The sequence below is a fragment of the Kribbella speibonae genome (assembly GCF_004331375.1).
Taxonomy (GTDB): domain Bacteria; phylum Actinomycetota; class Actinomycetes; order Propionibacteriales; family Kribbellaceae; genus Kribbella; species Kribbella sindirgiensis.
On sequence record NZ_SJKC01000001.1, the window covers coordinates 2404604 to 2417559 of the forward strand.

Below are 12956 nucleotides of genomic sequence, written 5' to 3' on the forward strand. Positions count from 1 at the left end.
CTAGTTGATCGTCACCACCGTCCCGGCCCGGTTCGGGAACTCGACGAAGCCGGTCGAGCGCTGACCGGTCGCCAGCCCGGACCACGAGGCCGTCACCTGGAACGGCTTGAACGCGGCCGGCGCCACCGGAGGCGTGACCTGCAGGCTGCGCGGCGACGAGGCGGTCACGACGTTCGTCTGCATGGTGTACTCCGTCGTGCTCGCGCCCGGCGGGTTCGACAGGGTGATCGCGAGGACGCCCCAGACGCCAAGAGTCGGTCCGGCCAGGCTGGCCGACGCCTGGTTCGAGCCGTCACCGACGAACGACAGCAGCTGCATCTGACCGTTCACGACCTTGTAGAGGACCAGCCAGATGCTGCCGGCCGGGTCCACGGTCTTGATGTTCCACTGCACCGCCTTGGTCTGTGAGGTCACAGTCACCGGATAGTCGGGCAGATCGGCGTCCGCGGCACCAGCCGGTACCGCACCGGGCACCAGCGGAGCCGACACGACGCCGTACGAGCGGATCGGTACGCCGGCCTTACCGACGGTCGCAGTGAACGCCGTGGAGCCGGAAGCGCCGGTGCCGCTGACTGCAGTCGGAGCGAGTACGGATGTCGGTACGACGACGATCGGGCTGCGGACCGTCTTGTCAGCGCCCTGCCACGTCAGCCAGCCGTTGGTGGTGGTGCCGGAGTCGGCCGAGTCCAGAGTGAGCTTCACCGTGAACGTCTTGGTCTGACCGGCCTTGCTGAAGGACAGGATCGACGGCGTGACCACGGCCTTCATACCCGGAACGGAAACGGTCGCCCGGTACAGGCCCGGAGTAACAGCCGTCACTCGCCGGGTGATCGTCTGCGTGCCCAGCAGTTGGCCGACCGCGATCGACGGCGCGTTGTAGTCACTCGGGTTGATGGCAGGTACGCCGGTGCCGGTCTTGACGCCGGTGCCCTCCAAGTAGCCGAGCCAGTCCGTGTCACTCGAGTCGTAGACGAGGCCGGGGTCCAGCATCTTCGACGGCTGCACCTCACCAGCACCGGCGTCGAACGGGTTGGTGTTGACGGCCCCAGTCGAGGTGAGCACGTTCCCGGCCGTGGTCATCAGCGCCGACTTGACCGCCATGGGCGACCAGTCCGGGTGCTTCGACAGGTACAGCGCTGCCAGCCCCGCCACGTGCGGTGCGGCCATCGACGTACCCGACAGGAATGCGTAGTTCTGTCCGCCGTTGGTAGGCGGTGCGACAGCGGCCAGCACGTTCACACCAGGTGCGGCGAGGTCAGGTTTCAGCAGGTTGCCGTTGCTCGACAGAGACGGGCCACGCGACGAGAAGTCGGCCATCTGCGGGTACGGCGTCGTCACGCTGGTTTGGTTGCCCGGAACGAGCTCTGCGGTGGCGCCGACCTGTGTGGCGTACGACTTCACCGACAGCGAGCCCGGAGCGTTCAGGTGCACAGTCGGTACGACGTGGGAGTCGCCGACCACGTCCTGGTCGAAGAGGTTCAGCAGCACCATGCCGACGCCGCCGGCGCGCTGTACCTCGGTGGACTTGTCCACGCGGGCGCTGATACCGCGGTCGCAGGCGACGATCTTGCCGGCCGTCTTGCTCGGGTCGAGAGTGTTCGCCAGACAGATGAGTGCGTCTGCGTCGCTCACGCCCTCCTTCTTCACCGCAGCTCCGTTGACGAGCGGTTTGCTGCCGGTCGCGGACGTCACCGTCGTGCTGACACCGGAGTACTTCTGGCCGTTGCCCAGCACCACAGTCCCGTTCCAGGGCGCGACCGTTGTGGCGCCAACCGTCGTCACCCACGGAGAGGTGTTGTCGAGCGTCGACGCGTCCGGACCGGAGTTGCCACCCGCCGCGGAGACGAAGACACCTGCCGATGCAGCGGACAGGAACGCCAGCTGGATCGGGTCCGTGGCCGGGGACTCGATGGTCGAGCCGACCGAGTAGTTGATGACGTCGACGCCGTCGGCGACCGCCTGGTCGATGGCAGCGACGATGTCGGACGTGAAACCACCTGTGTCCTGGGCGGTCTTGCCGGACCAGAGCGCCTTGTAGACGGCGATCTTGGCTGCCGGTGCGACACCGGTGACCGTACCGAGGTCGCGGCCACCCAGTACGACGTCCACGTCGGCGCGGCCTGCCGCGGTAGTGGCGGTGTGCGTCCCGTGGCCCTCGCCGTCGCGTGGCGACTCGTAGTCAGCACGCCGCTCCGGCGGTACCAGGCTGAGCCACCCTTCACCGAAGTACTTGGCACTGATCAGCTTGGTGTTGCACAGGTCGGCGGTGAAGTCCTGACCGGTCTCACAGCTGCCGGTGAACGTGCTGCCGTCGGCCTTCTGCATCACGGTCGTCGAGCCGGACAGGTACGGACGGTACGGGTCGGCGTCCGTCGGCGGCTTGGTGCCGAGCGCCGGGCCGGCCAGCGACGCGCTCTCGGGCCAGATGCCGGTGTCGACCACACCTACGACGACACCTCGGCCCGCGGTCGCCGTACCGCCGAGCTTGTTCCAGACGCCGGTCCGGCCGGACAGCTTCAGGAAGTCGGTCGGGTTGCGGTCGTCAAGGGCGTGGTGCAGTTGGTCGGGTACGACCGACACGACGCCAGGGGTCTTGGCGAGTTCGTTGACCTGCTTCGAGGACAGTGAGGCGGCAAACCCGTTCAGGGTGGTCGAGTAATCGCGGTCGACCTTCGCCCCGACCGCAGCCGCCACCTGTGCGTGCTTGCTGGTCAGGTAGGAGCGGTAGGCCTTCCCGCTGGTGCTGTTGACCTCGACCTTGCGACCAGCGGCCGGCTTGGTGGCCTTGAGCCCGGTCAGGCCACCCTGGTACGTCGCGAGCGGCTTGTCGGCCAGCGTCACGACGTACCGACCGGGCGCGAAGCCGAATGCGCCAGTTGCGCCTGGAGCCGGTGCGGCGGAGCCTGGTGGAGCCACCAAGGCGGTGGTGATCAGCGCGGCGCCTGCAAGCAGTGCGGCGCGCCGACGCAGGTTCGGATGGTTCACGTGATGCCTCCACGGCATGTTGTCCTGGCCGTAGCTGTAGCCCCGGCCGCCCGCCCCCGAGCTCGGACGCCGAAGAGCCTGCCAAGCCACCGCTCCGGCCACACCGTTTTGGCTTCAACTGGCCGCTGGCGAAAACCTGCCAGCCGGGTTCCCGACAGCGTCGGATAACCGCCTCCGTGGCGCATTGACCAGGAGTTATGGAACATCTCTACTAAATGGCTATGCGATGGCTTGCGGTGGTTCTCGGGGTCCTGGTGGCCGGCCTTGCTGTGCCTGCGCAGGCCGCGAACATTCTGGACAACCCGGGTTTCGAGACCGGCACACTGAGCGGCTGGTCCTGCTCTGGCGGCTCTGTCGTCAGTACGCCGGTACGCACGGGCGGGCATGCGCTGAACGGGGCGGTGACGAGCTCGGACTACGCCCAGTGCAGTCAGACGGTGCCGGTGCAGCCGAACACGGCGTACACGCTCTCGGCCTGGGTGCGCGGCTCGTATGTCTATCTCGGTGTCGCGGGCGGCGTCTCCACCTGGACGCCGTCCGCGCCGAGCTACAGCCAGCTGAGCCTGTCCTGCACGACAGGTGCGAGTCAGACGTCCGCACAGATCTACGTGCACGGTTGGTACGGTCAGCCGGCGTACCAGGCCGATGACTTCACTCTGGACGGCCCAGGCGGTACGCCGGGTGCTCCGAGCACCCCTGGTACGCCGACGGTCGCCGGCTCGACCACCTCGTCACTGTCCCTGAGCTGGCCGGCCTCCACCGGCACCGTCACCGGATACCGCGTTTACGAGGGCGCATCCGTCGTACAGACCGTCACTGGTACGACAGCCACCGTCAGCGGACTCCAAACGTGCAGCAGTCACTCCTACGCGGTGGCGGCGTACAACAGTGCCGGTGAGTCGGCGAAGTCGGCGGCTGTGACAGGTAGGACGGCGGGCTGTACTAGTACCGGGCTGGCGAAGCATGCGCTGATCGGCTACCTGCACGCGAGCTTCGCGAACGGGTCCGGGTACGTGCGGATGGCTGACGTGCCGGACCAGTGGGACATCGTCAACCTGGCCTTCGGTGAGCCCACCAGCGTTACCTCGGGAGACATCCGGTTCAACCGGTGTCCTGCCGCAGAGTGCCCGAACGTGGAGAGCGACGCTGAGTTCGCAGCAGCCATCGAGGCCAAGCAAGCCGCGGGTAAGAAGGTGCTGATCTCGATCGGCGGTGCGAACGGGCAGGTGCAGCTGACCACCACCGCGGCGCGGGACGCGTTCGTCAGTTCGGTGAGCTCGATCATCGACCGCTACGGCCTGGACGGGCTCGACATCGACTTCGAAGGGCACTCGCTCTATCTGAACGCGGGTGACACCGACTTCCGCAACCCGACGACCCCCGTGATCGTCAATCTCATCTCGGCGCTCAAGACCCTGAAGGCGAAGTACGGCGCGAACTTCGTGCTGACGATGGCACCGGAGACGTTCTTCGTGCAGGTCGGCTACCAGTTCTACGGCGGCTCCAGCGGCGGCGACAACCGGACCGGCTCGTACCTGCCGGTGATCCACGCGCTGCGGGATTCGTTGACGGTGCTGCACGTCCAGGACTACAACTCCGGCCCGGTGATGGGGCTGGACAACCAGTACCACACCATGGGCGGCGCGGATTTCCACATCGCGATGACCGACATGGTCAAGGCAGGCTTCCCGGTGGCGAACACCGGTCAGACGTTTCCGGGACTGCGCGACGACCAGATCGGTTTCGGGCTCCCGGCGGCGGTCAGCGCAGGAAACGGCTACACCGCCCCGGCAGCCGTGCACGACGCGCTCGACTGCTTGGTGAAGGGCCAGAACTGCGGCGGCTACAGCCTCCGCGGCGGGACCTCGCCGGGCTTCCGCGGGCTGATGACGTGGTCGATCAACTGGGACAAGTACTACAACTGGGAGTTCCAGAACAGCCACGCGCCGTACCTCGACGCCCTCCCGTAGGCCGCCCCTCGCGCCCGGTTCGCGAATCAGCCCGTCGCGAACCGGGCTCGGGCCTGTGGATTACCGATCCCGGTTTGTGTGTTGTCGCTGGTATGAAGGAGTCATGACAGCGTCAACGACCCGCTCGGTGATCCTCACCGTCGACGACGATCCCGGGGTTTCCCGGTCGATCGCCCGTGACCTCCGCCGTCGGTACGGCGAGGAGAACCGCATCGTCCGGGCGGAGAACCCGGTGCAGGCGCTCGACGCGCTGAAGGAGCTGAAGCTCCGTGGTGAACCCGTCGCGCTGCTGCTGGCCGACTACCGGATGCCCCAGATGTCCGGGATCGAGTTCCTCGAGGCCGCGATGGACCTGTTCCCGCTGGCCCGCCGGGTGCTGCTGACGGCGTACGCCGACACCGATGCCGCGATCCAGGCGATCAACGTGGTCGACCTGGACCACTACCTGCTCAAGCCGTGGAACCCGCCGGAGGAGAAGCTGTATCCGGTGGTCGACGCGATGCTCGACCTGTGGCGGTCGACCCCGGAGCCGTCCGGCGACGAGACCCGGGTGATCGGTCACCGCTGGTCGGCGCCGTCGTTCGCGGCCCGCGACTTCCTCGCCCGGAACGCGGTGCCGTACCGCTGGCTGAACGTCGACGACGACGAGGCGAAGCGGCTGCTTGACGCCGCCGACGTGGACGGTACGACGCTGCCGGTCGTGATCACGCCGGACGCCACGGTCATGGTCGCGCCGTCCGAGGCCGAACTCGCGCAGAAGGTCGGTCTGTCGACCGCGCCGGCGAAGGACTTCTACGACCTGGTCGTGGTCGGCGGCGGCCCGGCCGGGCTCGGCGCGGCGGTGTACGGCGCCAGCGAAGGTCTGCGGACCGTGCTGGTCGAGCAGGTGGCGACCGGCGGACAGGCCGGCCAGTCGAGCCGGATCGAGAACTACCTGGGCTTCCCGGACGGGGTGTCCGGCGCGCAGTTGACGGACCGGGCCCGGCGGCAGGCAGTCCGGTTCGGGGCCGAACTGCTGACGACGCGGCAGGTAGTCGGGCTCGAGACGCTCGGGAACGCCCGCCGGCTGCGGTTCGCCGACGGCAGCGAGATCTCGGCGCACTCGGTGATCCTCGCGACCGGCGTCTCGTACCGGACCCTCCAGGCGCCCGGTGTCGACGATCTGTGCGGCCGCGGCATCTACTACGGCTCGGCCACCACCGAGGGTCCGGCGTGCGCCGGCTCCGAGGTCTACATCATCGGCGGGGCGAACTCGGCCGGTCAGGCGGCGGTCTATTTCTCGAGGCATGCGAAACGCGTGCATATGCTGGTGAGAGGACCATCGCTCACCGCGACGATGTCGTCGTACCTCATCGACCAGATCGACGAGATCGACAACATCGAGGTGCACACCTGCACGCAGGTCGTTTCCTGTATCGGCTCGGAGCACCTGGAACACCTCACCCTGCTGAACAGCGAGACCGGGGAGAAGCGTGAGGTGAACACGGAATGGATGTTCGTGTTCATCGGCGCGGCCCCGCGGACGGACTGGCTGCCCGGTGACCTGCTCCGCGACGACCGAGGCTTCGTGCTCACCGGACCCGATCTGCACGGCAGACCGCCGGGCTGGCCGCTCGACCGGGAGCCGTACCACCTGGAGACGAGTATGCCGGGCGTGTTCGCCGCGGGCGACGTACGGGCCGAGTCGGTGAAGCGGGTCGCCTCCGCGGTCGGCGACGGAGCGATGGCCGTGACACTGGTGCACCGATACCTGGAGATGCTCTGATGACCGATCAAGCTGTCAAGCGGCTGACGCCCGACGAGCTGCGCACGCTGTTCCTCTTCGAGAGCCTCACCGAGGAGCAGCTCGAGTGGCTGTCCAACGCCGGGTACGTCGAGGACGTGCACGACGGGATCGTGTTCAACGAGGGTGACGAGGCGACCTGCTGCTACGTCCTGCTCTCGGGTGAGATCCGGCTCTGCAAGCTGTCGCACGGCGAGCTCGTGGAGATCAACCGGACCGGTCAGCGCGGGGTGTACTCCGGTGCGTTCAACGCGTTCTTCGGCGCCAACGACCACAAGTCGTACACGGCGACGATGCAGGTGACCCAGCCGTCGGCGTTCTTCGTGATCAGCGCCGAGACGATGGCGACGATGATGAACACCTGGTTCCCGATGGCGGTGCACCTGATCGAGGGCTTCGTGATGGGTGCGCGCCGGACCAACGAGACGATCGGGGAGCGCGAGCGGTTGCTTGCCCTCGGCTCCTTGTCCGCGGGTCTGACCCACGAGCTGAACAACCCGGCCGCCGCCGCGGTCCGGGCCGCGGCGACCCTGCGGCAGCGGGTGTCCGGGATGCGGTCGAAGCTGGCGATGCTCGCCGACGGCACCCTCGACGCGACCAAGCTGCACCAGATCGTCGCGTTGCAGGACGACGCGGTCGAGCGGCTGGAGAAGAACAAGGACAAGGACGTCCCACCGATGGAGTTGTCCGACCGCGAGGACACGCTGACGGACTGGCTCGACGACCACGACGTGCAGGCGAGCTGGGACGTGGCGCCGGTGCTCGCCGCCGCGGGCCTCGACGTGCCGTGGATGGAGAACGTGCTGGCGGCGGTCGGCCCGAAGTACCTCGAAGGCGCCGTGCGATGGCTGATGTACACCATCGACACCGAGTCGCTGATGAACGAGATCGACGACTCCGTGACCCGGATCTCGACCCTCGTTGGCGCCGCGAAGCAGTACTCGCAGATCGACCGGGCGCCGTACCAGACCGTCGATCTCCGCGAGTTGCTGAAGTCGACGCTGGTGATGATGTCGGGCAAGCTGCAGGGGTACGAGATCGTCAAGGACTTCGATCCCGAGCTGCCCGCGATCCCGGCGTACGCCGCGGAACTCAACCAGGTGTGGACCAACATCATCGACAACGCGGTCAGCGCGATGGGCGGATCCGGGACGCTGACGATCCGCACCCGCCGGGACGGCGCCTACGCGGTCGTCGAGATCGGCGACACCGGCCCGGGCATCCCCGACGAGATCCGGCGCCGCATCTTCGAGCCGTTCTTCACCACCAAGCCGATCGGCGAAGGCACCGGCCTCGGCCTCGACATCTCCTGGCGCATCGTCGTGAAGAAACACCACGGCGACCTCCGCGTCGAGTCCGAGCCAGGCCACACCGTCTTCAAAATCGTCCTGCCCCTCGACCCCGAACGCGAACTGGAGTCCGACCCGGCGCTGCTGGCCTAGGAGTCGCTGTAGGCAACCGGTGGGGTCGGCGTGGGGGAGACCAGGGGAGCGAGCACACGGGCAGCGGCGCTGGCGCCTTCAGTGGCCTCGATTGCAAACGCTTCCAGGATCAGGTCCCTGGTCGCCGGGTCGATCTCGTCCTGATGGATGCTGAAAAACCTGCGAGCGCCTGCGGACCTGCCCAGCAGCAACGCGCTGGAAATCGTCGCGGCAGCTGGATCAGCGCCGGCCGTGCCCGCCCACCCCAGACATTCACCGGCATCCTGCGCAGCGTCCGAGGCGTCGACAGCTTCCAACTGACCATCGTTCATGGGCACGCATCCTCTTGCTTAAGGCAACCAGTTGGTGATGGTGGTGATGACTGCTGGGTCCAGGTGGCCGGGGAGTTGGTAGTCGGTCATTGTCGACGGGCCGTCGCCTGCGAAGAAGATGTGGTTGTCGGCGTCGAGGACGGTGATCGTGGCGTTCGGGAGGCCTTTGCGCCAGGCTGGGAGGTCGTCGGTGACGGTGATCTGGTAGTCGCGGCCGCCTTGTAGGACGAGGATCGGTACGTCGAGTTTGGCGGCCGTCTCGACTGGGTCGTAGTCGCGTTGGTCCAGCCAGAAGGAGGCCGGTGCGCCGAATGGAAGGTCGGACGCCGGCGTATCCGGGGTCACGTTGTCGGCCGCGAGCGCTTGGCGTTCGAAGAGTGCGACGGTCTCGGGCGGTACTGCCTCGGGATTCGTCTGCGCCAGGTAGCGCACGACGCGGACGGCCGCATGCTGCATGGGCTGGGTGTCGCCGGCCATGATCACGACGCCGGCGACGAGCGGTTCCTCGGCGGCGATCTTCGGTGCGATCTTGCCGCCCATGCTGTGACCGACGAGGACGACGCGGTCGACGTGCTCGGCGAGCAGCCGTACGGCGGCGATCCCGTGCGGGACGTACTCCGCGGTCATCGTGTACCCAGGCTCCGCCATCGCTTCGGGCCGGTTCGCGGTGATCTTGTCGAAGCGCAGGACCGCGACGCCCTGCGTTGCCAGGCCCCAGGCGAGGTCCTTGAGCGGCTTGTTCGGTCCACTCGTCTCGTCGCGATCGAACGGACCGCCGCCGGTCAGCAGTACGACGCCTCGCCCGGTCGGTCGCGCGGGCAGCGTCAACGTGCCGGGGACGGTTCGGCCGGCCGCGTCGAGGGTGATGTCGTGCTCGGTGAACGCGGCCGGATCGGCGTACGGCGGGGGAGTCCAGGTCATCGGCGTACCTTTCTCATGGTTTGAGAAAGGTAGCATGGCGTGAGATTGTTGCGCCATGGGTCCGTTGGAGCTGCTGGGGCATCCGGTGCGATTGCGGATCGTGCATGCACTGCGTGGCGGCCGGGGGCTGACGACCGCCGAGCTGGGGGAGCGGATCGCGGACGTGTCGAAGGCGACGCTGTACCGGCATGTCGAGCTGCTCGCCGAGGGCGGCATCCTCGAGGTCGCGGAGGAGCGGCGGGTGCGGGGCGCCGTCGAGCGACGCTTCCGGCTGCGCGTCGCGTCCGCGTCGATCACGCCGGAGCAGCTCGAACAGCTGACGGTCGAGGATCATCGGCGCGGGTTCGCCGCGGCGATGGCGGCGCTGGTCGCGGAGTTCAACGCGTACGTCGAGCGCGACGGAGCCGACCCGATCGCGGACCTCGTCGGCTACCGCCAGCACGGCATCTGGCTGACCGAAGCCGAACTCCACCAACTGATCGAAGGCCTGCGCGCCGCGATCCTCCCCGTCCTGTCGAACGAGGCGACCCCAGGCCGCTCCCGCTACCTCCTCAGCCCGATCCTCTTCCCCACAAACGACGACGCCTGACGTCCACCCGAGTCACTTTGTGCACGGGATCCGCGCCTGCGGGCGCTGAACGTGCGGATCTGGTGCACAAAGTGGGACAGCGTCGGGGTGGTTGGGGTGTGGGGTTCCAGGTCGCGGGTTTCCAGGTTCGGGATCGCGTGAAGGCCTTCGGGCAGTGGAAGAACACCTCCTCGACGTCGAGCACGAGCGCCAGCCGCGGGCGCTGCGAGCGGACGATCAGGTCGTCGAAGAACGGGCCGTCCGTGACGATCCTTGCGCGGCCGTTCACCCGGAGCGTCCTCGGACGACCGGGGACGACGAAGACGAGGCCGGCGTACGGGTTCTCGAGGATGTTGCGGAATCCGTCCATCCGGCGGTTTCCGGAACGTTCCGGAATCACGAGCGTGGTTTCGTCCAGCACTTTCACGAAGCCGGGTGGGTCGCCCTTCGGCGAGACATCGCAGTGGCCGGCGGCGGACGACGTACCGACGAAGACGAGTGGTGAGTCTGCGATCCATTCGGCGTGTACGTCGCTGAGTCGCGCCTCGACCTTGTCGCGGACAGCTGGCTCCGGTGTGCCGAACTGCTCGAGCTCCGACACGTTCCGCACGACAGGCAGTTCCACAGGTCCTCCTCGTTCGGCGTCGCGGGTCTAGGACGAGCGAGCCGTCGTCCGCGTGACACTTGCTTGACGCATTCCGATATAGGCATATGATTGCCGGCATGGCACGAGCAGCGACGACGTCGGACGTGTTCAACGCGATCGCCGAGCCGCAGCGCCGGGAGATTCTGGTGCTGCTGCGGGCGGGTGAGCGGCCGGTGACCGAGCTGGCCCAGGAGCTGGGGATGACTCAGCCGGGGGCGTCCAAGCATCTGCGGGTGCTCCGGGAGGTTGGGTTGGTGCGGGATCGCAAGGCCGGCAAGCAGCGGCTGTACGGCCTGGACGCCCGCGGGTTGCGACCGGTCCATGAGTGGGCCGGCGGGTTCGAGCGGTTCTGGAACGAGAGCTTCGATCGGCTGGACGCGTACGTGCAGGATCTGAAGCAGACACGGCTGGAGGAATAGCTGATGAGCACGACGGGACGAGGGGCGCCGGCACAGACCCCGACGGCGGAGCGGGAGATCGTGATTTCGCGGGTCATCGACGCTCCACGGGAGTTGGTGTTCGAGGCGTTCACCGAGGTCCGGCACCTGTCGCAGTGGTGGGGGCCGGATGGGTTCACCACGACCACGCAGACGTTCGAGTTTCGCGTCGGCGGCGTGTGGGACTTCGTGATGCACGGGCCGGACGGCACGGAGTACGACGAGTGGATCACCTGGACCGAGATCGCCGCACCGGAGCGGATCGCGTTGCTGCACGGCGAGTCCAGCGATGACCCGAATCCGTTCGAGTCGATTCTGACGTTCGCGCCTGACGGTGCGGCGACGCGGCTCGAGATGCGTACGGTGTTCCGCACCAAGGAGCTGCGCGACGAGGCGGTCGAGAAGTACGGCGCGGTCGAGGGCGGTCGGCAGACGTTGAGCAAGCTGGCTGCGTACGTCAGCTCCCGAGTGGAAGGCTGATGGCGGGGAAGGTGTTCTTCGGGGTGTCCATGTCGGTGGACGGGTTCATTGCGCCGGATTCGCCCGAGGAATTGATGGGGAAGCAATGGATGGAGTTGCAGCGGTGGGTGTTTCCGCTGCGGTTCTTCCGGGAGAACCTGAAGCTCGGCAAGGGCGGTGAGGAGGGGCGCGACAACGACATCGCGCGGGAGACGTTCGAGCGCACTGGTACGACGGTGATGGGCAAGCGGATGTTCGACGCCGGTGAACGGATGTGGCCGGCGGAGGCGCCGTTCCATACGCCGGTGTTTGTGGTGACGCACGAGAAGCGTGATCCGTGGGAGCGGCCGGGCGGGACGACGTTCCACTTCGTCAACGATGGGATCGAGGCTGCGCTTGAGCGGGCGCGTGAGGCGGCCGGTGAACGTGATGTGCGGATCGCGGGTGGTGGGGAGACGATCCTCGAATATCTGAATGCCGGGCTGATCGACGAGTTCTCGATCGCGCTGTCACCGGTGCTGTTCGGCGCCGGGATCCGGTTGTTCGAGGGCGTGGACGCCGGGCGGATCGCTTTGGAGCAGGTCAGCGCGGAACACTCGCCGAAGGTGACCCACCTGACGTACTCGGTCCGGGAGCGCTAGGCGAACTGCGCCGACCGGATCACCCAATCACCGCCGCTGACAACCTTCGCCGGAGGGCTGGCAGTTGTTGGGGGTGCGCCGACGTGGCGGGGCCGTTGAACAGGCTATTTCCGGCTCTTGTGACCGAGGTATGGGTGGTCGGCGCGGCCCCGAGCGCCTGAGTGCGCGTTCTCATTAAGACGTGTCGAAGGGCTGGGTAGCGCACCTGAACGTGACCACGCTCGCACGTACGGCGCCCCACCGGCGCGCTACCTGTCGAGCCGCCCCGCACCCCCACAAACCCCCGCCGCCGCTGTCGCTCCCCAAACCAGTTCGGGGAGCCCCACACCCCCACAACAGCACGTGATCCTCCCCAAACCGGTTTGGGGAGCCCTGCACCCCCACAACGGCACGTCATCGTCCCCAAACCGGTTTGGGGAGCTCTGTACCCCCGGGTAAGTCGTGCCCCGGGGAAGTCGTGGGTGGGCAGGTGTGGGTTTGCGCTGCTGCCCGGTTCAAGGGCGAATCCCGAACAGCGGGGAAACAAAGTTGCAGATCGCGACAATTTCTTTCCCAACCAGACAGCTCACCCGCTCCGACGACACCACACACCGTCACGGGGACACCGCCGAAACCCGCCACTCGATACACCCGACCGATACCGGCAACCGAGGACACGCACCAGGAACACGCACTGGGGACCGGGAACAGGCAATGGTGACTCGGGACAGGCAATACCAGGTGCCCACCCACCATTGCCTGTTCCCTGATCCCAGACCGGGTCGATCGCCGCCCACACATCGGACAGGAGAGC

At 67.3% G+C, this 12956-nt stretch carries 11 protein-coding genes; 7 read left to right on the forward strand and 4 right to left on the reverse strand.

Annotated elements, in window-relative coordinates; all coding sequences use genetic code 11:
• Window positions 1-2985 (reverse strand): S8 family peptidase, encoded by a 2985-nt coding sequence (locus E0H92_RS12140; protein ID WP_202873578.1) that lies wholly within the window; start codon window positions 2983-2985, stop codon window positions 1-3.
• 221 nt (window positions 2986-3206) lie between these two features.
• Between E0H92_RS12140 and E0H92_RS12145 the strand changes: the two genes are divergently transcribed.
• From E0H92_RS12145 to E0H92_RS45475, 3 genes are all read left to right on the forward strand, one after another.
• On the forward strand, window positions 3207-4955 hold the full coding sequence (locus E0H92_RS12145; protein ID WP_165549755.1) for a chitinase: 1749 nt from the start codon (window positions 3207-3209) through the stop codon (window positions 4953-4955).
• A 103-nt stretch (window positions 4956-5058) separates the two neighbouring features.
• A complete protein-coding gene (locus tag E0H92_RS12150; protein ID WP_131467701.1) occupies window positions 5059-6720 on the forward strand; it encodes an FAD-dependent oxidoreductase in 1662 nt (553 codons plus the stop codon).
• Window positions 6720-8180, forward strand: coding sequence for an ATP-binding protein (locus E0H92_RS45475; RefSeq protein ID WP_131467700.1), 1461 nt, complete (start codon window positions 6720-6722; stop codon window positions 8178-8180). Before E0H92_RS12150 ends, E0H92_RS45475 begins: the two co-directional genes overlap by 1 nt.
• Here E0H92_RS45475 and E0H92_RS12160 read toward each other — a convergent pair.
• Window positions 8177-8491 carry a hypothetical protein gene (locus tag E0H92_RS12160; RefSeq protein WP_131496266.1) on the reverse strand — a complete coding sequence of 105 codons (315 nt, stop codon included), beginning with the start codon at window positions 8489-8491 and terminating at the stop codon, window positions 8177-8179. The genes E0H92_RS45475 and E0H92_RS12160 overlap by 4 nt on opposite strands.
• A gap of 18 nt (window positions 8492-8509) precedes the next feature.
• Complete coding sequence (locus E0H92_RS12165; protein ID WP_202873579.1) at window positions 8510-9412, reverse strand: alpha/beta hydrolase family protein; 903 nt, start codon at window positions 9410-9412, stop codon at window positions 8510-8512.
• A 55-nt stretch (window positions 9413-9467) separates the two neighbouring features.
• On the opposite strand from E0H92_RS12165, the gene E0H92_RS12170 reads away from it, so the two are divergent.
• The gene (locus tag E0H92_RS12170) at window positions 9468-10001 is read left to right on the forward strand and encodes a helix-turn-helix domain-containing protein (RefSeq protein ID WP_131496267.1); all 534 of its coding nucleotides are present in this window, start codon (window positions 9468-9470) and stop codon (window positions 9999-10001) included.
• Here E0H92_RS12170 and E0H92_RS12175 read toward each other — a convergent pair.
• Window positions 9964-10605 carry an MSMEG_1061 family FMN-dependent PPOX-type flavoprotein gene (locus E0H92_RS12175; RefSeq protein ID WP_165549756.1) on the reverse strand — a complete coding sequence of 214 codons (642 nt, stop codon included), beginning with the start codon at window positions 10603-10605 and terminating at the stop codon, window positions 9964-9966. The two genes, E0H92_RS12170 and E0H92_RS12175, sit on opposite strands and share 38 nt — an antisense overlap.
• Before the next feature lie 98 nt (window positions 10606-10703).
• On the opposite strand from E0H92_RS12175, the gene E0H92_RS12180 reads away from it, so the two are divergent.
• From E0H92_RS12180 to E0H92_RS12190, 3 genes are read left to right on the forward strand one after another with little or no spacing between them, the layout of a single operon-like run.
• The gene (locus tag E0H92_RS12180; protein ID WP_131334403.1) at window positions 10704-11045 is read left to right on the forward strand and encodes an ArsR/SmtB family transcription factor; all 342 of its coding nucleotides are present in this window, start codon (window positions 10704-10706) and stop codon (window positions 11043-11045) included.
• Window positions 11046-11048: 3 nt separating this feature from the next.
• Window positions 11049-11543, forward strand: a complete 495-nt coding sequence (locus E0H92_RS12185; protein WP_131496268.1) for an SRPBCC family protein — start codon at window positions 11049-11051, stop codon at window positions 11541-11543.
• Window positions 11543-12163, forward strand: coding sequence for a dihydrofolate reductase family protein (locus tag E0H92_RS12190; protein WP_131496269.1), 621 nt, complete (start codon window positions 11543-11545; stop codon window positions 12161-12163). The genes E0H92_RS12185 and E0H92_RS12190 overlap by 1 nt, the downstream gene beginning before the upstream one ends.
• Window positions 12164-12956 lie beyond the last annotated feature (793 nt).

What these genes read in the sequence shown, in the direction of transcription:
- E0H92_RS12145 (WP_165549755.1), top strand. Translation starts at nt 3,207, where the DNA reads ATGCGATGGCTTGCGGTGGTTCTCGGGGTCCTGGTGGCCGGCCTTGCT.
- E0H92_RS12150 (WP_131467701.1), top strand. Translation starts at nt 5,059, where the DNA reads ATGACAGCGTCAACGACCCGCTCGGTGATCCTCACCGTCGACGACGAT.
- E0H92_RS45475 (WP_131467700.1), top strand. Translation starts at nt 6,720, where the DNA reads ATGACCGATCAAGCTGTCAAGCGGCTGACGCCCGACGAGCTGCGCACG.
- E0H92_RS12160 (WP_131496266.1), bottom strand. Translation starts at nt 8,491, where the DNA reads ATGAACGATGGTCAGTTGGAAGCTGTCGACGCCTCGGACGCTGCGCAG.
- E0H92_RS12165 (WP_202873579.1), bottom strand. Translation starts at nt 9,412, where the DNA reads ATGACCTGGACTCCCCCGCCGTACGCCGATCCGGCCGCGTTCACCGAG.
- E0H92_RS12170 (WP_131496267.1), top strand. Translation starts at nt 9,468, where the DNA reads ATGGGTCCGTTGGAGCTGCTGGGGCATCCGGTGCGATTGCGGATCGTG.
- E0H92_RS12180 (WP_131334403.1), top strand. Translation starts at nt 10,704, where the DNA reads ATGGCACGAGCAGCGACGACGTCGGACGTGTTCAACGCGATCGCCGAG.
- E0H92_RS12185 (WP_131496268.1), top strand. Translation starts at nt 11,049, where the DNA reads ATGAGCACGACGGGACGAGGGGCGCCGGCACAGACCCCGACGGCGGAG.
- E0H92_RS12190 (WP_131496269.1), top strand. Translation starts at nt 11,543, where the DNA reads ATGGCGGGGAAGGTGTTCTTCGGGGTGTCCATGTCGGTGGACGGGTTC.